At 51.8% G+C, this 19,442-nt stretch carries 19 protein-coding genes; 14 read left to right on the top strand and 5 right to left on the bottom strand.

Annotated features, from left to right (window positions below; genetic code table 11):
• Positions 1 to 41: 41 nt before the first annotated feature.
• Both ACF2G4_RS15405 and metR read right to left on the bottom strand, forming a co-directional pair.
• The gene (locus ACF2G4_RS15405) at positions 42 to 521 is read right to left on the bottom strand and encodes a DUF1456 family protein (protein ID WP_332626455.1); all 480 of its coding nucleotides are present in this window, start codon (positions 519 to 521) and stop codon (positions 42 to 44) included.
• A gap of 82 nt (positions 522 to 603) precedes the next feature.
• Entirely contained in the window at positions 604 to 1,530 is a 927-nt protein-coding gene (gene metR / locus ACF2G4_RS15410; protein ID WP_215847969.1) for an HTH-type transcriptional regulator MetR, read from the bottom strand.
• A 144-nt stretch (positions 1,531 to 1,674) separates the two neighbouring features.
• Here metR and metE point away from each other — a divergent pair, with 144 nt between their 5' ends.
• The gene (metE, locus tag ACF2G4_RS15415; protein ID WP_409075100.1) at positions 1,675 to 3,945 is read left to right on the top strand and encodes a 5-methyltetrahydropteroyltriglutamate--homocysteine S-methyltransferase; all 2,271 of its coding nucleotides are present in this window, start codon (positions 1,675 to 1,677) and stop codon (positions 3,943 to 3,945) included.
• A 52-nt stretch (positions 3,946 to 3,997) separates the two neighbouring features.
• Here the strand turns inward: metE and ACF2G4_RS15420 are convergent, their stop codons facing one another.
• Positions 3,998 to 4,834 (bottom strand): dienelactone hydrolase family protein, encoded by an 837-nt coding sequence (locus ACF2G4_RS15420; RefSeq protein ID WP_409075101.1) that lies wholly within the window; start codon positions 4,832 to 4,834, stop codon positions 3,998 to 4,000.
• Between the two features lie 304 nt (positions 4,835 to 5,138).
• Here ACF2G4_RS15420 and udp point away from each other — a divergent pair, with 304 nt between their 5' ends.
• The 10 genes from udp to tatD all read left to right on the top strand — a co-directional run bounded on the left by udp (position 5,139) and on the right by tatD (position 14,474).
• The gene (gene udp / locus ACF2G4_RS15425) at positions 5,139 to 5,900 is read left to right on the top strand and encodes a uridine phosphorylase (protein ID WP_215847968.1); all 762 of its coding nucleotides are present in this window, start codon (positions 5,139 to 5,141) and stop codon (positions 5,898 to 5,900) included.
• Between the two features lie 97 nt (positions 5,901 to 5,997).
• Entirely contained in the window at positions 5,998 to 7,266 is a 1,269-nt protein-coding gene (locus ACF2G4_RS15430; protein ID WP_409075102.1) for a tetratricopeptide repeat protein, read from the top strand.
• Positions 7,267 to 7,351: 85 nt separating this feature from the next.
• Complete coding sequence (gene rmuC, locus ACF2G4_RS15435) at positions 7,352 to 8,851, top strand: DNA recombination protein RmuC (protein ID WP_215847966.1); 1,500 nt, start codon at positions 7,352 to 7,354, stop codon at positions 8,849 to 8,851.
• 75 nt (positions 8,852 to 8,926) lie between these two features.
• On the top strand, positions 8,927 to 9,685 hold the full coding sequence (ubiE, locus tag ACF2G4_RS15440) for a bifunctional demethylmenaquinone methyltransferase/2-methoxy-6-polyprenyl-1,4-benzoquinol methylase UbiE (RefSeq protein ID WP_215847965.1): 759 nt from the start codon (positions 8,927 to 8,929) through the stop codon (positions 9,683 to 9,685).
• A 12-nt stretch (positions 9,686 to 9,697) separates the two neighbouring features.
• Positions 9,698 to 10,303 (top strand): SCP2 domain-containing protein, encoded by a 606-nt coding sequence (locus ACF2G4_RS15445; protein ID WP_409075103.1) that lies wholly within the window; start codon positions 9,698 to 9,700, stop codon positions 10,301 to 10,303.
• The gene (gene ubiB / locus ACF2G4_RS15450) at positions 10,300 to 11,937 is read left to right on the top strand and encodes a ubiquinone biosynthesis regulatory protein kinase UbiB (RefSeq protein WP_409075104.1); all 1,638 of its coding nucleotides are present in this window, start codon (positions 10,300 to 10,302) and stop codon (positions 11,935 to 11,937) included. Before ACF2G4_RS15445 ends, ubiB begins: the two co-directional genes overlap by 4 nt.
• Positions 11,938 to 12,047: 110 nt before the next feature.
• On the top strand, positions 12,048 to 12,302 hold the full coding sequence (tatA, locus tag ACF2G4_RS15455; protein WP_409075105.1) for a twin-arginine translocase TatA/TatE family subunit: 255 nt from the start codon (positions 12,048 to 12,050) through the stop codon (positions 12,300 to 12,302).
• A gap of 3 nt (positions 12,303 to 12,305) precedes the next feature.
• A complete protein-coding gene (gene tatB / locus ACF2G4_RS15460) occupies positions 12,306 to 12,833 on the top strand; it encodes a Sec-independent protein translocase protein TatB (RefSeq protein WP_409075106.1) in 528 nt (175 codons plus the stop codon).
• Positions 12,833 to 13,591, top strand: a complete 759-nt coding sequence (gene tatC / locus ACF2G4_RS15465) for a Sec-independent protein translocase subunit TatC (protein WP_243079696.1) — start codon at positions 12,833 to 12,835, stop codon at positions 13,589 to 13,591. Before tatB ends, tatC begins: the two co-directional genes overlap by 1 nt.
• Positions 13,592 to 13,691: 100 nt before the next feature.
• Positions 13,692 to 14,474 (top strand): 3'-5' ssDNA/RNA exonuclease TatD, encoded by a 783-nt coding sequence (tatD, locus tag ACF2G4_RS15470; protein WP_409075107.1) that lies wholly within the window; start codon positions 13,692 to 13,694, stop codon positions 14,472 to 14,474.
• Here tatD and rfaH read toward each other — a convergent pair.
• Positions 14,471 to 14,959: a transcription/translation regulatory transformer protein RfaH gene (gene rfaH / locus ACF2G4_RS15475; protein ID WP_215847959.1), complete on the bottom strand. Its 489-nt coding sequence runs from the start codon at positions 14,957 to 14,959 to the stop codon at positions 14,471 to 14,473. The genes tatD and rfaH overlap by 4 nt on opposite strands.
• A 208-nt stretch (positions 14,960 to 15,167) precedes the next feature.
• Between rfaH and pepE the strand changes: the two genes are divergently transcribed.
• From pepE to fre, 3 genes are all read left to right on the top strand, one after another.
• The gene (gene pepE, locus ACF2G4_RS15480; protein WP_215847958.1) at positions 15,168 to 15,893 is read left to right on the top strand and encodes a dipeptidase PepE; all 726 of its coding nucleotides are present in this window, start codon (positions 15,168 to 15,170) and stop codon (positions 15,891 to 15,893) included.
• 80 nt (positions 15,894 to 15,973) lie between these two features.
• Positions 15,974 to 17,458 (top strand): 4-hydroxy-3-polyprenylbenzoate decarboxylase, encoded by a 1,485-nt coding sequence (gene ubiD, locus ACF2G4_RS15485; RefSeq protein ID WP_215847957.1) that lies wholly within the window; start codon positions 15,974 to 15,976, stop codon positions 17,456 to 17,458.
• Positions 17,459 to 17,499: 41 nt separating this feature from the next.
• The gene (fre, locus tag ACF2G4_RS15490) at positions 17,500 to 18,201 is read left to right on the top strand and encodes an NAD(P)H-flavin reductase (protein ID WP_215847956.1); all 702 of its coding nucleotides are present in this window, start codon (positions 17,500 to 17,502) and stop codon (positions 18,199 to 18,201) included.
• 72 nt (positions 18,202 to 18,273) lie between these two features.
• On the opposite strand, the gene fadA is transcribed toward fre, so the two are convergent.
• Positions 18,274 to 19,437 carry an acetyl-CoA C-acyltransferase FadA gene (fadA, locus tag ACF2G4_RS15495; RefSeq protein ID WP_409075108.1) on the bottom strand — a complete coding sequence of 388 codons (1,164 nt, stop codon included), beginning with the start codon at positions 19,435 to 19,437 and terminating at the stop codon, positions 18,274 to 18,276.
• Positions 19,438 to 19,442 lie beyond the last annotated feature (5 nt).

The raw sequence follows: 19,442 nt of genomic DNA on the forward strand, positions 1-19,442 counted from the left end.
GGGCTTCGCCGTTATATTTTTGCAATGAGCGTGAGGCGAACTTAAGCCGGTTTACCCGTCTTTGGACGATGAATCATCGCGAGTCCCTTCAGGAAATTACGCATAATCTGATCGCCGCACTCGCGGTAGTTTTTGTGATCAGGTTTACGGAAGATCGCGCCAATTTCAGCTTGAGAAACGGTGAAGTTAGCCTTTTTCAGTACGTCAGGAATGTCAGTAGTTTTCAAATCGAAAGCGATGCGCAGTTTTTTCATAAAGATGTTGTTGTTCATTTTGCGCTCAATGGAAGGCGCTGGCATATCTTCACTTTTGCCACGGCGATGGAAAATAAGCCCGTTAAGGAAATAACCCATCAACACGTCAGGACAGGGACGATACGCGGCGTCGTCATCTTTTTTTAACCACGTCTGCACATCGGTTTCTGGCACATCGCAACCTGCCAGCGCAAAAATCGCCACCACTTTGGCATCGCTCAAATTGAGCATGTAGCGCACGCTGCGCAGAATATCATTGTTAGTCATGGTGAAATCTTCTTATGGTCAGTCGACAGGCTGCGCATTATAGGGGATTTTACCTGCGCTCGCGCAGGTTTGTGGCGATTGATTAGCGTTGCAGTACGGTACCCGGAAGCTGGGCATTGCGCACAAACGGCAGATGCTCACAGGCGTGCTGGCGAGCAAAACGAATAAAGGCTTCCAGCACCGGCTGGCGCTGCTCGCCGTCACGTACGGCGGCGTAAAGCCGACTCCATAATCCATCACCCAAGGTTTTAGTTACCACCAATCCCTGTTTCTCAAAACTCTCAACCACCCAATGTGGCAAGGCGGCAATGCCCATGCGCGCCGACACCATCTGAATCAACAACAACGTGTTATCAACGCTTTTCAGTGCCGGGCTGACGCCAGCGGGTTGCAGGAAGTTACGCCAGATATCAAGGCGTTGTCGCTGCACCGGATAGATCATTAATACCTCGTCAGCGAGATCGTCTGGCGAAATGTGCTCAACCTGCGCCAGCGGGTGATCCGGCGCCAGAACAAGGCGGACTTCAAAATCAAACATCGGTGAATAAAACAGGCCAGAGCGCGGCAGGATATCGGACGTCAGCACCACGTCCAGCTCGCCTTGTTGCAAGGCGGGTTGCGGATCAAAGGTGACGCCAGATTTGAAGTCCATTACCACTTGCGGCCAGCTTTGGCGGAAATTATCCAGCGCAGGTGTTAACCACTGAATACAGCTGTGACATTCAATTGCGATGCGCAGCGTGGTTTGATGCGGCTCATGGCAGGCTTGCAGCGCTTGCTGTATTTGCGGCAGAACCTGCTCAGCCAGTTGCAATAAAATTTCTCCCTGCGGCGTAAATCGCAACGGCTGACTTTTACGGACGAACAGGCGGAATCCCAGCCGCTGTTCCAGATCGCTGAACTGATGTGACAACGCAGATTGCGTCTGATGAAGCTGGGCAGCAGCAGCAGCCAGCGAGCCAGTATTACGCAGAGCCTGAAGCGTCCGCAGGTGCTTGAGTTCGATCATGAGAGTCCTTCACATCGAAATGAACAAATTGCGCTTGAGGAACATACAGTACCCGCAGAATATAGCGGTGTAAACATCTGGACGGCTAAACATCTTTGGCTGCCAGCTTCAAGCCAAAGAGAAAGAATATCTGGAGAACAGCAAATGACCATTCTGAACCATACTCTCGGCTTCCCTCGTGTTGGTCTGCGTCGTGAACTGAAGAAAGCGCAGGAAAGCTACTGGGCGGGTAACAGCAGCCAGGAAGCGTTACTGGCAGTGGGCCGCGAGCTGCGTGCACGTCACTGGCAACAACAGAAAGATGCCGGCGTGGATCTGCTGCCGGTTGGCGATTTCGCCTGGTACGATCATGTTTTGACCACCAGCTTGCTGCTGGGCAACGTGCCTGCTCGTCACCAGAACAAAGAGGGTTCAGTTGATCTCGATACGCTGTTCCGTTTGGGACGTGGCCGTGCACCGACCGGCGAACCGGCTGCAGCCGCTGAAATGACCAAATGGTTTAACACCAATTATCACTATATGGTGCCGGAATTCACTCAAGGTCAGCAGTTCAAACTGACCTGGACGCAGCTGCTGGATGAAGTAGACGAAGCGCTGTCACTGGGCCATAAAATCAAACCCGTAGTGCTTGGTCCGGTGACCTATTTGTGGCTGGGTAAAGTCAAGGGCGAGCAATTTGATCGTTTATCACTGCTGGACGATATTCTGCCGGTGTATAAGCAGGTTCTGGATGAACTGGCTAAGCGTGGTATTGAGTGGGTGCAAATTGATGAGCCTGCGCTGTCACTGGAACTGCCGCAGGCCTGGCGCGACGCTTTTAAAGTGGCTTACGCTGTGCTGCAAGGCCAAAGCAAAATACTGCTAACGACCTATTTCGACAGTATTAGTCAGAATCTTGATGTGATTCGTGAACTGCCGGTACAGGGTCTGCACGTTGACCTGGTTCACGGTCGTGATGACATTCAGCAACTGAACCAGCAACTTCCTGCTTCCTGGTTACTTTCGCTCGGCGTGATTAATGGCCGCAACGTATGGCGTGCTGATCTGAGTAGCTGGTTTAAACGCCTGCAACCGCTGGTGAGTCAGCGGGAGCAATTGTGGATCGGCTCTTCCTGTTCACTGCTGCACAGTCCGATTGATCTGAGCGTGGAAACACGTCTGGATGAAGAAGTGAAAAGCTGGTTTGCTTTCGCCCTACAGAAATGTGCTGAGCTTTCACTGCTGAGTCAGGCATTAAATAATGATGATGCCGCCTCGCTGGAAGCCTGGAGCGCGCCGATTCGTGCTCGTGCTCACTCTAGCCGTGTACACAACGCTGCAGTGGGTCAACGTCTGCAAGCGATCACCGCACAGGATAGTGAACGACAAAGCCCTTATGGCGAGCGTGCTAAGGCACAGCGTCAACGCTTTAACCTTCCAGCCTGGCCAACCACCACCATCGGTTCTTTCCCGCAAACCACAGAGATTCGTGGCCTGCGTCTGGATTTCAAACAGGGTCGTCTGGATGGCAACCACTATCGCACCGGCATTGCCGGGCACATCAAGCAGGCGATTGTTGAGCAAGAGCGCTTAGGTCTGGACGTACTGGTGCACGGTGAAGCTGAACGTAACGACATGGTCGAATATTTCGGTGAACATCTTGATGGCTTCGTCTTTACACAAAACGGTTGGGTACAAAGTTACGGTTCTCGCTGCGTTAAGCCACCGGTAATCATTGGTGACATAAGCCGTCCTGAAGCGATCACCGTTGAGTGGGCGAAGTATGCGCAATCACTGACGGACAAGCCGGTAAAAGGCATGTTGACCGGTCCCGTAACCATTCTTTGCTGGTCATTTCCCCGTGAAGATGTGACGCGTGAAACCATCGCTAAGCAAATTGCGCTGGCGCTGCGTGATGAAATAGTCGATTTGGAAAAGGCGGGTATCGGCATCATCCAGATCGACGAACCCGCACTGCGCGAAGGTCTGCCGCTGCATCAATCTGATTGGGCTGCATACCTGACATGGGCCGTTGATGCTTTCCGTCTGAATGCTGCCGTAGCGCAAGACGACACGCAGATTCACACCCACATGTGTTATTGCGAGTTCAACGACATCATGGATTCTATTGCGGCGCTGGATGCGGACGTGATCACCATCGAAACATCTCGTTCAGATATGGATCTGCTGGAGTCGTTTAGAGACTTCGAATATCCGAACGAAATTGGTCCAGGCGTGTATGACATTCACTCGCCAAATGTACCAAGCGTTGAATGGATAGAAGCGCTGTTGCAGAAGGCGGCTAAGCGTATTCCAGAAGAGCGTCTGTGGGTGAACCCAGATTGCGGCCTGAAAACGCGTGGCTGGACCGAAACGCGCCAAGCGCTGGCGAACATGGTCACAGCAGCGAAAAACCTGCGTGGTGAAAAAGTGTAAAGGTGTGTTGAGTTGAATCTTTGGGGCGCTCAGGCGCCCCCTTTTTTATTGGTTAAGCGGATGGCGCAACACCGTATTGTTTAAACCAGGCCAGCATGCGCGCCCAGCCATCTTTGGCTGACTCTGCGTGGTAGCTGGGTCGATAATCGGCATTAAAAGCATGGCCTGCTTCGGGATAAACGATAATTTCAGCTTTGGCATTTGCAGCATGTATCGCCTGACGCATCTGCTCCACGCTTTCCAGGGGGATGCTCTCATCCTGCCCGCCATATAAACCCAGCACCGGCGCGGAAAGATCGACAGCAATATCTATTGGATGTTTTTGCTGCTTCATGGTTTTGTCTCCCATTACGCGGCCATACCACGCCACGGCGGCACGCAACTGTGGATTATGTGCTGCGTAAAGCCAGCTGATACGACCGCCCCAGCAGAAGCCGGTAATGCCCATCCGGCGAATATCACCGCCGTTACGCGCTGCCCAATTGGCCGCGTGATCGAGATCGGCGAGCACTTGTGTGTCGGGCACTTTGCTCACAAGTTCTTTAAATAGCGTGGGAATATCGGTGTACTCGTTCGGGTCGCCTTCGCGAAAATAGAGCTCAGGTGCAACCGCCAGATAACCCTCTAGCGCCAGACGGCGGCAAATATCGCGAATATGTTCATGTACGCCAAAAATTTCCTGCACGACGAGTACGACCGGCAATGCGCTTTCAGCGCCTTTGGGTTTGGCAAAAAAAGCAGGCATGTTCTCGCCCTGGCTTGGGACTGAGGTTTCGCCGAATTGAATGTCGGGGCTTTCAGTAAAAATGGTCGTAGAAGCAGTCGGCTGCACTGCAGGTGCAAAGCCGCCTCCCGCTGATTTTTGTGCCATATTATCTTCGGTTTTCATTGTTTTCTCCGTGCAAGCAATAGCGCAATCACGTAACTATAGCCTGGCCAGATTTCGCGCGGACCAGACAAGGGGTAACAGAGTCAGCAACAGATAAAATCACCTACCTCTTTAACATTGCGCTGACTGGCTTCACAGTACAGCTTGTAGCAGTGCGGGATGACTTAAACTCAAGGTGTGATATTGATCGCATTTTTTCTGATAAAAAATGTAACTTTCATTTTATGAAGTGAGTGTTATCACATATTTATCGGGCGGGCTGACGTAAAGTGGCGCGCTACTTTCTTTTAATCAGGAGTCTGAAATGACACAGTCTGACGTTTTCCACCTTGGTCTTACCAAAGCCGATCTGCAAGGGGCGACTTTAGCCATTGTGCCCGGCGATCCGGAGCGCGTTAAGAAAATCGCCGGACTGATGGACGATGCGCAGCATCTGGCTTCGCACCGTGAATTTACCTCATGGCTAGCAAAACTGGATGGTAAACCGGTGATTGTTTGCTCAACCGGTATCGGCGGGCCTTCCACTTCCATTGCGGTTGAAGAGCTGGCCCAGCTTGGGGTGCGCACCTTCTTGCGTGTTGGTACCACCGGCGCGATTCAACCGCACATTAATGTAGGTGACGTATTAGTCACAACCGCATCAGTGCGTTTAGATGGTGCCAGCCTGCACTTTGCACCGATGGAATTCCCCGCAGTAGCGGATTTTGCCTGCACGACTGCCTTGGTTGCGGCAGCAGAGGAGTGTGGCGCAGCTACCCATATTGGTATCACGGCATCTTCCGACACCTTTTATCCAGGTCAGGAACGCTATGACACTGTTTCAGGACGCGTCGTCAGCCGCTTTCAAGGTTCAATGAAAGAGTGGCAACAGATGGGTGTTCTCAACTATGAGATGGAATCCGCTACACTGTTAACCATGTGCGCCAGCCAAGGGCTGCGAGCCGGTATGGTGGCGGGCGTTATCGTGAATCGTACGCAGAAAGAGATTCCAGATGCGGCGACCATGAAACAGACCGAAAGCGATGCGGTGAAGATTGTTGTAGAAGCGGCGCGTCGCTTGCTATAACGCGCGCGGCAGCAGGTTTCAAGACCGGGCTTATAAAGGTTGACCTGCTGCTTCCCTTAAGATGCGCGCCATTTCAGCTGAACCTGAGAACTTTCTTATGCGCAATACGATTCCTGTACGTCGGCCGTCCTTTGGACCTAATCCCGCTGCGCTGCAAGCGCAAATGGAAAACAGCGCCGCGCGCTTCCGCGTCGCGATGAGCCAGAATAATTTCCAGCAGGCGATGAAATGCTGTGAAGAAGTTCTGCGTTTTATGCCTAATCAAATGCAAGTGCTGAGCGATTATGCGCTCTGCCTGATGCGTCTGGGTCAATACAATAAATCCTACAAGATTTACCAAAAAATCTATCAGGCACCTGCTGCATTGCGTGCCACCGCTTCGGAAACCTGGTTGGATGGCCTGACAGAAGTCTGCGGTTGGTTAGGTAAAAATGAAGAAGTGGCGCGTTATGGCCTGGAATCACTGAATCAGTCAGATGCACGTTTTAGTCAAGGCCAGCGCTACGCTTATCCTGCACCGCAACCCGAACCCATCGATCTTAGCCAGCCTGAACAAAACGTGATTTCGTTTAGCCTTTATGGTGGTCAGCCGCGCTATTGCGAAACGCTGATCAAAAACGTGGAGGTGGCACAAGAGTTCTATCCGGGCTGGGTTTGCCGAGTCTATCTTGACGACACCGTGCCGAAACATGTCTGGCAGCGCCTTGAGCAGCGGCATGTACAGTTAGTAGATATGTCGCATGAAAAAACTATTTTCCCTACGCTTTGGCGTTTCCTGGTGATGGATGATCCTGCGGTAAAACGCTACATCGTGCGTGACGCAGATTCCTTGCTTTCGGAACGTGAAGTGGCGGCGGTTAACGCCTGGCTAGCTTCGCCATACTGGTTCCACCATATGCGTGACTATTATTCACACACCGAATTATTGCTGGCAGGAATGTGGGGCGGCTGTCATGGCGTATTTAACAACGTTGAACAGTCGATGCGTGACTTCATTGCACAATATGAAGGCAGCGAACGCTTTACCGATCAGTACTTCCTGAAAGTCGCCTTATGGCCAACAGTGCGAGAAAGTATTCTCAATCACGATGATATCTTTCATTTTTATCAGGCGCAGCCTTGGCCAGCACATGCACCGATACGTTGGAAAACGGACAGTTTCCATGTAGGCAGCAACGCTGGTTTTGCCAGCATGGCAGGAAAAACCAATGGCGTTGACGGCGAAGAGCAGCAGGTTGAAATCACTTACGGCGGCAATACCTGGAATTATCCGGCGAAAGTTAAAAAAGGAGAATGGGTGCTGCCGATGCCGTTTTTCCTGATTGATGACTGGCAAGCAGGCACGCTGAGCGTCAGAGCGTTATAACGCCTTAACGCCGGGCAGAATTGTCTGGACATTCATACAGTGCGACTCTACCTTTTCCCTCAGCAACGCATCTGGCGAGGGAATCATGGATCAGCACATCATTATCAGCGCCTGCCTGGCGCTGGCAGGCTTGGGCATTGGCTGGATACTGGCGCAACTGCGCGCCAGTCAACAACTCGCCAGTTTTGCTACCGAGCGTCGCTTGCTGGAAGCAGCACAACAGCGCCAGCAGCTGCATATCGACCAACTTCAACAACAATCTCAGCAACGCGAGCAAGAACTTCGTCAACTGCATGGTGCGTTGAGCGGGGCGAATGAGCGTCTGCAACAGTTGGATTATTGGCGCAGCGAAAGCGAGCAGCTGAATCGCGAGTTGCGTAATCAGCTGGAAGTTAATAGTGCTCAGGAAGCTGAGCTGCGTGAAGTCACCATCCGACTGGAAGAGACGCGTTTCGCCACGGAAGAGAAGCAGCGTCTGCTGACCAACAGTGAACAGCGCCTGAGCGCCCAGTTTGAAAATCTCGCTAACCGCATTTTTGAAAACAGCGGGCGGCGCGTCGATGAACAGAACCGCCAAAGTCTAAACAGCCTGATTAGCCCGCTGCGTGAACAGCTGGATGGTTTTCGTCGTCAGGTTCATGAAAGTTTTGGCCTTGAGGCGCGCGAACGCCATACGCTCACACATGAAATTCGTCAGCTCCAGCAGCTGAATGCCCAGATGGCGCAGGAAGCGGTTAACCTTACTAAAGCGCTGAAAGGCGATAATAAAATCCAGGGAAACTGGGGCGAAGTGGTGTTGAGCCGGGTGCTGGAAGCATCAGGTCTGCGCGAAGGCTACGAATATGAAACTCAAGTCAGCATTCAGTCGGAACAGCAGGGCAGGATGCAACCGGATGTGATCGTTCGTTTACCGCAAGATAAGGATGTGGTGATTGACGCTAAAATGACGCTGGTTGCCTATGAACGCTACTTCAACGCGGAAGATGAAGTTGATCGCGAGCAGGCGATTCAGGAACATATCAGCGCAATGCGCGGACACATTCGCTTGCTCGGGCGCAAAGATTATCAACAATTGCCGGGTTTACGATCGTTGGATTATGTGTTGATGTTCATTCCGGTTGAGCCAGCCTTTTTGTTGGCTATTGATCGCCAGCCTGAACTGATCAGTGAAGCGCTACAGCAGAACATCATGCTCGTTAGCCCAACCACGCTGCTGGTGGCGCTACGTACCATCAATAATCTGTGGCGTTATGAACATCAAAGCCGCAATGCACAGCGTATCGCCGAGCGTGCGGCAAAACTGTATGACAAGATGCGGCTGTTTGTCGATGACATGAGCGGGATTGGCGTCAATCTGGATAAAGCGCAAAACAGCTATCGCGAGGCGATGAAGAAGCTGGCAGAAGGGCGCGGAAATCTCATTGCGCAAAGCGAAGGTTTTCGGGACCTTGGGGTTGAAGTGAAGCGCTCAATCAATCCTTTGCTGGTGGAACGTGCAAAGCCAGAAAGCGATGCTGAAGATGAGTTAGAAGATGAAAACGAAGCGGATGACAGCGACTTACGTGTGAGACGCCTCCATGAATAACATGGGCGCTGCGTGCCTGACTTCCGTGACTCTGATACACTTCGTGAAGAATTGTTTGTGGAGCAGGTAAAACCGATGGCAGATGAATCACAGCAGGAAACTACCCATTTTGGCTTTCAGACGGTCGCTAAAAGCGAGAAGGCTGACAAAGTCGCGGACGTGTTTCATTCCGTAGCGGCAAAATATGACGTGATGAATGACTTAATGTCGTTTGGCGTTCATCGCATCTGGAAGCGTTTTACCATTGACAGCAGCGGCGTGCGCCGTGGTCAACGTGTATTAGATTTGGCGGGCGGAACCGGTGATTTAACCGCAAAGTTCTCTCGTTTGGTTGGTGAAACGGGTCAGGTTGTACTGGCTGACATCAACAGTTCCATGCTGAAAATGGGTCGCGAAAAACTGCGCAATCTCGGCGTGGTTGGCAACGTCAATTACGTGCAGGCAAATGCCGAAGCGCTGCCGTTCCCGGATAACTATTTTGACTGCATCACCATCTCTTTTGGTCTGCGTAACGTGACCGAAAAAGAGAAAGCGCTGGCGTCGATGTTTCGCGTATTAAAGCCGGGCGGACGTTTACTGGTGTTGGAGTTTTCTAAGCCGATGCTTGAGCCATTAAGCAAAGCTTACGATGCGTATTCTTTCCACATCCTGCCGCGTATTGGCCAGTTGGTGGCACAAGACGCAGAAAGCTATCGCTATCTGGCCGAGTCAATCCGTATGCATCCCGATCAGGAAACCCTGAAGGCGATGATGAACGATGTTGGATTTGAAAATACCACCTACTCCAATATGACCGGCGGCATCGTTGCGCTGCACCGTGGATTTAAGTTCTAAACGACTATGGTGATGACCTTAACGCCCCTAATCACTGCCGGACTTGAGACTGCACTGAACCGCGTGCTGTATCGCGACCGCGGCCTGAAAGCTGCGCGCCAACGTTTGGCAGGTAAAGTACTGACGCTGCGTTTGAGCGAATTTTCCAATCCTTTAGTGCTGGTGTTCAGCGAGCAACAGCTGGATGTGTTGGGTGATTGGCAGGATGTCAGCGATTGCACGGTGATCACCCAGCTAAAAACATTGCCGAAACTGCGCGATCGTCAACAGCTCACCAGCCTGATCCGCAGCGGTGAACTGGAAGTTGAAGGCGACTTGCAGGTGGTGCAGCAATTTTCTGCACTGATGGATCTGGCTGAGCTGGATCCCGCCGAATATTTGGCACCCTGGATCGGTGATATCGCGGCCCAGGGCATTAGCCAAGGCGCGCAGCGTGCTTTGCGTTTTGTAAAAGGCGAAGTGCAACGGCGCCAGGATTATTTAGGTCAGGCGATTACTGAAGAGTGGCGCGTTGCACCCGGCGCGCTGGAGTTAGCCTGGTTTTCCGAAGAGGTAGACGCGATGGAACGTTCGCTTGATGCGCTCACTGCGCGTTTAGCGCAGCTGGAGGCGAAATGAGTTTTGGTGAGATCCGCCGCTTGTATTTCATTATCAAGGTTTTTTTAACTTACGGCCTTGATGAATTAATTCCTCAAATGCGCATTACCCTTCCGCTTCGTCTGTGGCGTCGCTGCGTTTTCTGGATTCCCAACAAGCATGTTGAAGAGCCGATTGGTGCGCGTTTGCGTATGGCCATGGAGCAGCTTGGGCCAGTGTGGATTAAATTTGGTCAGATGCTATCAACGCGTCGCGATCTGTTCCCGCCAATGATTGCTGACCAACTGGCTATTTTGCAGGACCGTGTTGCGCCTTTTGATGGCGTCAAAGCGAAAGCGCAGATTGAAGCCTCGATGGGAGCGCCGATTGAAACCTGGTTTGATGATTTTGATATCAAACCGCTGGCATCGGCCTCGATAGCGCAAGTTCACACCGCGACGCTGAAATCCAATGGCAAGAAAATCGTTATCAAGGTGATCCGCCCAGACATCCTGCCTGTGATCAAAGCAGATATGCAGCTGATCTATCGCTTAGCGCGTTGGGTGCCGCGCTTGCTGCCAGATGGTCGCCGTTTGCGCCCGCTTGAAGTGGTGCGTGATTATGAAAAAACCTTGATTGATGAATTGAATTTGCTGCGTGAAGCGGCGAATGCTATTCAGCTGCGTCGTAACTTTGAAGATAGCCGCATGCTGTATGTGCCTGAGATTTATTCAGACTACTGCAGCGAAACAATGCTGGTGATGGAGCGCATTTATGGCATCCCTATCTCAGATGTAGTGACGCTTGAACAACACGGCGTGAACATGAAATTGCTCGCCGAGCGCGGCGTTCAGGTGTTCTTCACGCAGGTTTTTCGCGACAGTTTTTTCCATGCAGATATGCATCCCGGCAATATCTTCGTGAGCTACGATCACCCAGAAGATCCGCAATATATCGGCATCGACTGCGGCATCGTGGGTTCGCTTAACAAAGAAGATAAACGCTATTTAGCTGAAAATTTCATCGCCTTTTTTAACCGTGATTACAAAAAGGTCGCTGAATTACACGTCGACTCTGGTTGGGTTCCGCCAGATACGAATGTTGAAGATTTTGAATTTGCTATCCGTACCGTCTGCGAACCGATTTTTGAGAAGCCGCTGGCTGAGATTTCTTTTGGTCACGTGCTGCTGAATCTGTTTAATACGGCACGTCGCTTCAATATGGAAGTACAGCCGCAGCTGGTTTTGCTGCAAAAAACGCTACTCTATGTAGAAGGGATTGGACGTCAGCTCTATCCGCAACTGGATTTGTGGAAGACGGCAAAACCTTTCCTTGAAGACTGGATCAAGGATCAGATCGGTATCCCGGCAATCATTCGTGCGGTGAAAGAGAAAGCGCCATTCTGGGCAGAAAAATTGCCTGAACTGCCGGAACTGTTTTACGACAGCATGCGTCAGCATAAGCTTTTGCGGCATAGCGTCGATAAGTTAGTGGGCGATCTCAATGTGCAGCGTACCCGCCATCATCAGGCGAAGTATCTGTTTGGCGTCGGTGCCACGCTGTTGTTAAGCGGCACGGCGGTACTCTTGAGTCGACCGGAATGGGACTTCTTTCCTGCCGTGTTAATGGCAGCGGGGATTGTCTCTTGGTTAATTGGCTGGCGTAAGACAAACTGATTGTCACTTCAGCACAAAACGCGGTAATGTCGCTGGCTCAGGCCTGATTTATACAGGCTCTCTGTGGTGCATTATTGAACAGTTTTTCACAGAATATTAGAGGCTATCCCATGGGCGGTATCAGTATTTGGCAATTGGTAATTATTGCCGTGATTGTTGTACTTCTTTTCGGTACCAATAAATTACGCAATCTGGGTTCGGATTTGGGCTCCTCAATTCGTGGCTTCAAAAAAGCCATGGGTGATGAGGACAACAAAAAGGATCACCCGAACGAGCAGGACGCTGACTTCAACGCCAAAACGCTGGCGGACAAACAGCAAACCTCGGCTAACAAAGAAGAAGCCAAGAACGACAAGCAGGTGTAAACCGTGTTCGATATTGGTTTTAGTGAACTGGTATTGGTGTTCGTTATCGGGCTGATCGTTCTCGGCCCGCAACGTTTACCGGTTGCGGTGAAAACCGTAGTCGGCTGGATCAGGGCGATACGTTCGCTGGCAGCCAATGTGCAAAACGAGCTGGCGCAAGAGCTGAAACTGCAAGAGTTGCAAGACAGCCTGAAGAAGGTCGAAGAAGCGGGCCGCGGCACGCTTTCGCCTGAGCTAAAAGACTCAATGGAAGAGCTGCGTAAAACGGCGGATTCGATGAAGCGCTCCTATCAACAGAGCATTGATATCGAAAAAGAGGAAGACGAAGCGAACACCATTCATGCTCCGCAGCAGAAACCTGTCGAGTCAGCGCAGGTTTCTCATCCTGTGACGCCGGCGACAGCGGAAGGCCAGGCCAGCGCGCCTGCCCAGACTCCCGGTAGCGTCGAAGCCACGCCAGCGGTGAAACTTGAAAAGTCAGCCACCGCCCACAGCACAGCAACAACCTCTTCTGCAAGTGATGAACGATAATGGCCGTTGAAGATACCCAACCGCTCATCAGCCATCTGATTGAGCTGCGCAAGCGCCTGCTAAACTGTATCATCGCCGTTTTGGTGATCTTTCTGGCGCTGATTTACTTTGCTAACGATATCTATCATCTGGTTGCCTCGCCGCTGATTAGTCAGATGCCGGCCGGCGCTAGCATGATCGCAACGGATGTCGCATCACCGTTTTTTACGCCGATAAAGCTGACTATTATTGTGTCGGTATTTTTCGCAGTGCCGGTGATTCTGTACCAGGTTTGGGCCTTTATAGCGCCAGCGTTATATCGTCATGAACGCAAGCTGGTCATGCCGCTGCTGTTCTCCAGTACGCTGCTGTTTTATATCGGTGTAGCTTTTGCCTACTTCATTGTGTTTCCGCTGGCCTTTGGCTTTTTTGCCAAAACGGCACCGCAGGGCGTTACCATCGCGACCGATATCACCAACTATCTCGATTTCGTCATGACGTTATTTATGGCGTTTGGTGTAGCGTTTGAGGTGCCGGTAGCGATTGTGCTGCTTTGCTGGACTGGTATCACTAATCCAGATGATTTAAGAAAAAAACGCCCTTATATTTTGGTGGGTGCCTTTGTCGTTGGCATGCTGCTGACGCCGCCGGACGTTTTTTCCCAAACTTTGCTCGCTATTCCGATGTACTGCCTGTTTGAAGTCGGCGTATTCTTCTCACGTTACTATGTGGGGAAAGGCCGCCGAGAGCAGGATGAGGAACAGAACACCGAATCCTGATGTCTCTATTAAGAGCGCCCCGCATCGGCGGGATAAAGTTGAATCCAAACCGCCTTCTGGGCGGTTTTTGTTTATATCTCTCTTACAAATGGGAAAAAGTATGTTTGATATCGGTGTAAACCTGACCAGCACGCAATTCGCCTCCGACCGGGAAAAGGTGGTTAAACGCGCGCGCGAAGCGGGCGTCACCGGCATGCTGATTACCGGCACCAATGCGCTGGAAAGCCAGCAAGCGCAGCGGCTTGCGGCGGGCCAGCCAAACTTCTGCTGGTCTACGGCAGGCGTACATCCGCATCATGCCAGCGAATGGTCAGCTGAAATCGCCAGCTCAATACGCCGTTTGGCGGAAAAACCCGAAGTGGTGGCGATTGGTGAATGCGGGCTCGACTTCAATCGCAATTTATCGGCGCATCAACAGCAGGAATATGCTTTTGATGCTCAGTTGGCTTTAGCGGCGGAATTGAATATGCCGGTTTTCCTGCACTGCCGTGAAGCGCACGATCGCTTCGTTGCGGTACTGGAGCCTTGGTTGTCTAAACTGCCCGGCGCGGTGTTGCACTGTTTTACCGGCACGCGTGACGAACTGGAGGCTTGCCTGAGTTTAGGCTTGTCGGTAGGCATTACTGGTTGGGTATGCGATGAGCGCCGAGGACTGGAGCTGCGTGAGATGCTGCCGTTGATTCCAGCGGATCGTCTGCTGCTGGAGACCGACTCGCCTTATTTGTTGCCGCGTGATATGCGGCCACGTCCGACTTCCCGTCGCAATGAGCCCTGCTTTTTACCGCATATTGCTCAACAGGTTGCTACCTGGCGAGGAGAGGATGTTAAGGCGTTAACTGCGCGCGTCGATCACAATGCGCGAACGCTATTTCGTCTGCTTTAAGCCTTGCGAAACTGTTTGTTATCTACGCTACGCATGACCTGCTTGTTGAGCAGGTTTAGCAGCAATATAGAACGCGTTTCTCCATCTGGTTCCGCAAAAATAGCGCGCAGACCTTCAAAAGTGCCTTCGATGATGATGACTTCGTCACCGATTTGCGGCGTCTCTGGGTCGAGCAAAATTTGCGGTGCATCGGTTTGCAGCGCTTCGATAACAGCAGAGGGGACGGTTGCGGGTGTTGTGCCAAAACGCACAAAGTGGCTGACGCCGCGTGTGCTGCTAATGGTCGTAGTATGAATGGCTTCTGGATCAAATTCGATAAACAGATAGTTAGGGAACAGCGGTTCACTTACTGTAGTGCGTTTGCCGCGCACAATTTTTTCCAGCGCGATCATCGGGCTGAGGCAATTGACTTCTTGCCGCTCCAGGTGTTCCTTAGCGCGCAAGAGCTGTCCACGTTTGCAATAAAGTAAGTACCAGGATTCCATAACTGCTCCCATCGAATGGACGCTAAGAATACCAAACCTGCTGCCAGAGTTATAGCGCATCGAAACGCTGAAAGGGGTGAGACGCTAAAATAAACTGAGACTTTTCTTAACATGCGGAATGGCTTCAGAAAAGCGGATTGGAAATTGACGTCCCGCTATCCTCTGTATCAGACTCGATGCCCATTACCTATGCGAAAAGGATCACCTGATGGAACTGTTTCTGTTGAGCAATGGCAAGTTAGCGGATGATGCACCGCTGTTGGGTTATGCGCAGCCTCAGCTGCACGCGATGATTGCCCAGCGCGGCATCACTTCTGCTGTGCTTATTCCCTATGCGATTATTCGCGGCGACCAGCAACAGCGTGCCGTCGATCTTAGCGTTTCGCTGGGAATTTCAGTGCGCTCTATCCAGGATTTTTCATCCGCTGTTGAGGCGATTGAACAGGCAGAACTGATTCTGGTCAGTGGCGGAAACACCTGGTTTTTGAATCAGATGCTGCATGAAAAAGGGCTGGTTGTGCCGATCCAGCGCGCAGTCCGTGAGCGTAACGTGCCTTACGTCGGTTGGAGCGCGGGTTGTAACGTGGCGACACCGTCGATCCGCACCACCAATGACATGCCAGTTCGCAGCACTGTGGTGTTGCCTGCGCTAGGCTTGTTCCCGGTTCAAATCAATCCTCATTATATTGACGCACACGTCAGCGGTCACATGGGTGAAACGCGCGATGAGCGGCTGGCAGAGTTCTGCGCCGTTAATCCTGATGAATCCGTAATAGCGCTGCGTGAAGGCAGTTTTCTGCACGTCAGCGAAGATCGTCTCAATTACTTCAGCGTGCGTGATGAAGATTTTAAACTGTTCCGTCACAACCAGCCGATTCAGCGTTGTTACGATGTCAGCGCACTGCAATCGCTGGTTCCTTTTCGCTGCGATTAAGGTTGCCGCATAAACCTCAACATACCAAGTTATTCGGCCTTATAATGGCCGCTTCACTCTGGCCGGAAAGCTAAAGCCGCATGAAATATCATGATTTAAGAGACTTCCTCGCGCTGTTAGAGCAGCGTGGTGAATTAAAGCGCATCACCCAAGAGATCGATCCCATACTGGAAATGACGGAGGTTGCCGACCGTACCTTACGTGCTGGCGGGCCTGCATTGTTGTTTGAAAACCCAAAAGGGTATGACATGCCGGTACTGTGCAACCTGTTTGGCACACCAAAACGTGTGGCGATGGGCATGGGACAGGAAGAGGTGAGCGCCCTGCGTGAAGTTGGCAAATTGCTGGCATTTTTAAAAGAACCTGAGCCGCCTAAAGGATTCCGCGATCTGTTCGACAAGATGCCGCAGTTCAAACAAGTGCTGAACATGCCGACTAAACGTCTGCGCAATGCGCCTTGTCAGGAAGTGGTGTTCAGCGGTGATGAAGTGGATTTATCGCGTATCCCGGTAATGAAATGTTGGCCTGGTGATGCCGCGCCGCTTATTACCTGGGGGTTAACCGTAACGCGTGGCCCTCATAAAGAGCGTCAAAATCTGGGCATTTATCGCCAGCAGGTCATCGGCAAAAATCGGTTGATCATGCGCTGGCTTTCGCATCGCGGTGGCGCACTCGACTTTCAGGAGTGGAGCAAAGCGCATCCGGGTGAGCGCTTTCCGGTTTCTGTCGCGCTGGGTGCGGATCCTGCTACCATCCTTGGTGCAGTGACACCGGTGCCAGATACGTTGTCTGAATATGCCTTTGCCGGCTTACTTCGTGGCAATAAGACCGAAGTCGTGAAATGCCTCTCCAACGATCTTGAAGTTCCGGCCAGCGCGGAAATCGTTTTGGAAGGCTATATCGAACCTGGCGACATGGCACCCGAAGGTCCTTACGGCGACCACACTGGCTACTACAATGAAGTAGACAGTTTCCCGGTATTTACCGTGACGCATATAACGCAGCGTCATCAAGCGATCTATCATTCAACCTATACCGGACGCCCACCAGATGAACCTGCGGTTTTAGGTGTGGCGTTGAATGAAGTACTGGTACCGATCCTTATCAAGCAGTTCCCGGAGATTGTTGATTTCTATTTACCGCCTGAAGGCTGCTCATATCGCCTGGCAGTAGTCACGATCAAAAAACAGTACGCGGGACATGCTAAACGGGTAATGTTTGGCGTCTGGTCATTCCTACGGCAGTTCATGTACACCAAATTTGTTATTGTGTGTGACGACGACGTTAATGCGCGTGACTGGAACGATGTGATTTGGGCGATTACAACCCGTATGGACCCCGCGCGTGATACGGTATTAGTTGAGAATACGCCGATCGATTACCTCGATTTCGCCTCACCGGTTTCCGGTTTGGGATCGAAAATGGGACTTGATGCGACCAACAAATGGCCGGGTGAAACGCAGCGTGAATGGGGAACGCCCATTGAGAAAGATCCTGCGGTCACGGCGCGCATTGACGCCATCTGGGATGAGTTAGGTATTTTCGATCAGCCGCCACAACGCTGACGGTGAGCACAACCATAAAGACGACCCGACAGAGGGAACGCATGACAACGTTAAGCTGTAAAGTAACTTCAGTTGAAGCGATTACCGACACGGTGTATCGCGTTCGTCTGATTCCAGAAGCGGATTTTAATTTTCGCGCGGGACAGTATTTGATGGTGGTGATGGACGAACGCGATAAGCGCCCGTTTTCGCTGGCATCGACGCCGATGGAAAAAGAAATTATTGAGCTGCATATCGGGGCTTCCGACCTGAACCTGTATGCAATGGCCGTGATGGATCGTATTCGTGACGATCGCCAAATTACTGTGGATATTCCGCATGGTGATGCCTGGCTGCGTGAAGAGAGTACTAAGCCGGTAATTTTGATCGCAGGTGGAACAGGCTTCTCTTATGCGCGTTCTATTCTGCTTACCGCACTGGCGCAGCAGCCGAACCGCGACATTGCCATTTACTGGGGCGGCCGTGAGTTGAAACACTTGTACGATTTGGAAGAGCTCAATGCGCTGTCAGTTAAGCATCCTAATCTCAAAGTGATCCCGGTCGTTGAACAGCCAGAACAGGGCTGGCAAGGTCGATCCGGCACGGTGCTTACCGCGGTAATGCAGGATTTCAGTACGCTGAGCGAGCATGAAATTTATATTGCCGGCCGTTTTGAGATGGCGAAAATTGCCCGCGATCGCTTCTGTGCCGAACGCGGCGCGGTTGAAGCACAAATGTACGGTGATGCTTTCGCCTTCATTTGATAACGCATTGGCAAACAGAAAAAACCCGCCTCTGACAGGCGGGTAAAAACAGCCAGGTTGAGACTCAACGTATTAAAGACGTTCGAATACGGTAGCGATGCCCTGACCTAAGCCGATGCACATTGTTGCAAGGCCAAATTGGGCATCGCGTCGTTCCATGATGTTCAGTAATGTGGTGCTGATACGTGCGCCTGAACAACCCAGCGGATGTCCGAGTGCAATAGCGCCGCCATTCAAATTGATTTTGTCATCCATCTGCTCCAACAATCCCAAATCTTTAATGCACGGCAGCGTTTGCGCTGCGAACGCTTCATTCAACTCAAAAATATCGATATCGCTGATGCTTAGCCCGGCGCGTTTTAATGCCAACTTGCTGGCAGGAACCGGGCCATAACCCATGATAGAAGGATCGCAACCCACCACCGCCATGCTTCTTATGCGTGCACGTGGCGTCAGGCCCAGTTCACGCGCGCGGCTTTCGCTCATCACCAACATGGCTGCTGCGCCATCTGATAATGCAGATGATGTGCCTGCTGTGACGGTGCCGTTTACCGGATCGAACGCCGGTTTTAGTGCTGCCAGCCCTTCAAGACTGGTCTCTTCTCGAATCACTTCATCAAAGTCATAGCGCTTCAAGACACCATCAACATCGTGGCCGTAAGTAGCGACAATCTCGCGCTGAAAATCGCCACGCTGTGTGGCTTGCCATGCGCGCTGATGTGAGCGTAGCGCAAAAGCATCTTGCTGCTCACGGCTGATGTGATGCATGCGTGCCAGCATTTCGGCGGTTAATCCCATCATGCCTGCGGCTTTCGCCACCGTGCGGCCTAATCCGGGATGAAAATCTACGCCGTGGCTCATGGGTACATGCCCCATATGCTCAACGCCGCCAATCAGGCAACTGTGGGCATCGCCAACCATAATGGTGCGTGCCGCATCGTGTAATGCCTGCATAGAAGAACCGCATAAACGGTTGACGGTCGTTGCCGGCACGCGGTGCGGAATCTCTGCCAACAGCGCCGCATTACGGGCAATATTAAAACCTTGCTCCAGCGTTTGTTGAACGCAGCCCCAGATAATGTCATCCAGTGTAGAGGCATTCACCGCGGGATTGCGACTCAGCAATTCACGCATCAGGTGTGCCGAAAGATCCTCGGCGCGTACATGGCGGAACGCGCCGCCTTTCGAGCGGCCCATTGGTGTACGCACCGCATCAATAATCACCACATTTTCCATATTCT

This window comes from Pantoea phytostimulans (genome assembly GCF_046118715.1).
In the GTDB taxonomy this organism is placed as follows: domain Bacteria; phylum Pseudomonadota; class Gammaproteobacteria; order Enterobacterales; family Enterobacteriaceae; genus Pantoea; species Pantoea phytostimulans.

What these genes read in the sequence shown, in the direction of transcription:
- ACF2G4_RS15405 (WP_332626455.1), bottom strand. Translation starts at nt 521, where the DNA reads ATGACTAACAATGATATTCTGCGCAGCGTGCGCTACATGCTCAATTTG.
- metR (WP_215847969.1), bottom strand. Translation starts at nt 1,530, where the DNA reads ATGATCGAACTCAAGCACCTGCGGACGCTTCAGGCTCTGCGTAATACT.
- metE (WP_409075100.1), top strand. Translation starts at nt 1,675, where the DNA reads ATGACCATTCTGAACCATACTCTCGGCTTCCCTCGTGTTGGTCTGCGT.
- ACF2G4_RS15420 (WP_409075101.1), bottom strand. Translation starts at nt 4,834, where the DNA reads ATGAAAACCGAAGATAATATGGCACAAAAATCAGCGGGAGGCGGCTTT.
- udp (WP_215847968.1), top strand. Translation starts at nt 5,139, where the DNA reads ATGACACAGTCTGACGTTTTCCACCTTGGTCTTACCAAAGCCGATCTG.
- ACF2G4_RS15430 (WP_409075102.1), top strand. Translation starts at nt 5,998, where the DNA reads ATGCGCAATACGATTCCTGTACGTCGGCCGTCCTTTGGACCTAATCCC.
- rmuC (WP_215847966.1), top strand. Translation starts at nt 7,352, where the DNA reads ATGGATCAGCACATCATTATCAGCGCCTGCCTGGCGCTGGCAGGCTTG.
- ubiE (WP_215847965.1), top strand. Translation starts at nt 8,927, where the DNA reads ATGGCAGATGAATCACAGCAGGAAACTACCCATTTTGGCTTTCAGACG.
- ACF2G4_RS15445 (WP_409075103.1), top strand. Translation starts at nt 9,698, where the DNA reads ATGACCTTAACGCCCCTAATCACTGCCGGACTTGAGACTGCACTGAAC.
- ubiB (WP_409075104.1), top strand. Translation starts at nt 10,300, where the DNA reads ATGAGTTTTGGTGAGATCCGCCGCTTGTATTTCATTATCAAGGTTTTT.
- tatA (WP_409075105.1), top strand. Translation starts at nt 12,048, where the DNA reads ATGGGCGGTATCAGTATTTGGCAATTGGTAATTATTGCCGTGATTGTT.
- tatC (WP_243079696.1), top strand. Translation starts at nt 12,833, where the DNA reads ATGGCCGTTGAAGATACCCAACCGCTCATCAGCCATCTGATTGAGCTG.
- tatD (WP_409075107.1), top strand. Translation starts at nt 13,692, where the DNA reads ATGTTTGATATCGGTGTAAACCTGACCAGCACGCAATTCGCCTCCGAC.
- rfaH (WP_215847959.1), bottom strand. Translation starts at nt 14,959, where the DNA reads ATGGAATCCTGGTACTTACTTTATTGCAAACGTGGACAGCTCTTGCGC.
- pepE (WP_215847958.1), top strand. Translation starts at nt 15,168, where the DNA reads ATGGAACTGTTTCTGTTGAGCAATGGCAAGTTAGCGGATGATGCACCG.
- ubiD (WP_215847957.1), top strand. Translation starts at nt 15,974, where the DNA reads ATGAAATATCATGATTTAAGAGACTTCCTCGCGCTGTTAGAGCAGCGT.
- fre (WP_215847956.1), top strand. Translation starts at nt 17,500, where the DNA reads ATGACAACGTTAAGCTGTAAAGTAACTTCAGTTGAAGCGATTACCGAC.
- fadA (WP_409075108.1), bottom strand. Translation starts at nt 19,437, where the DNA reads ATGGAAAATGTGGTGATTATTGATGCGGTGCGTACACCAATGGGCCGC.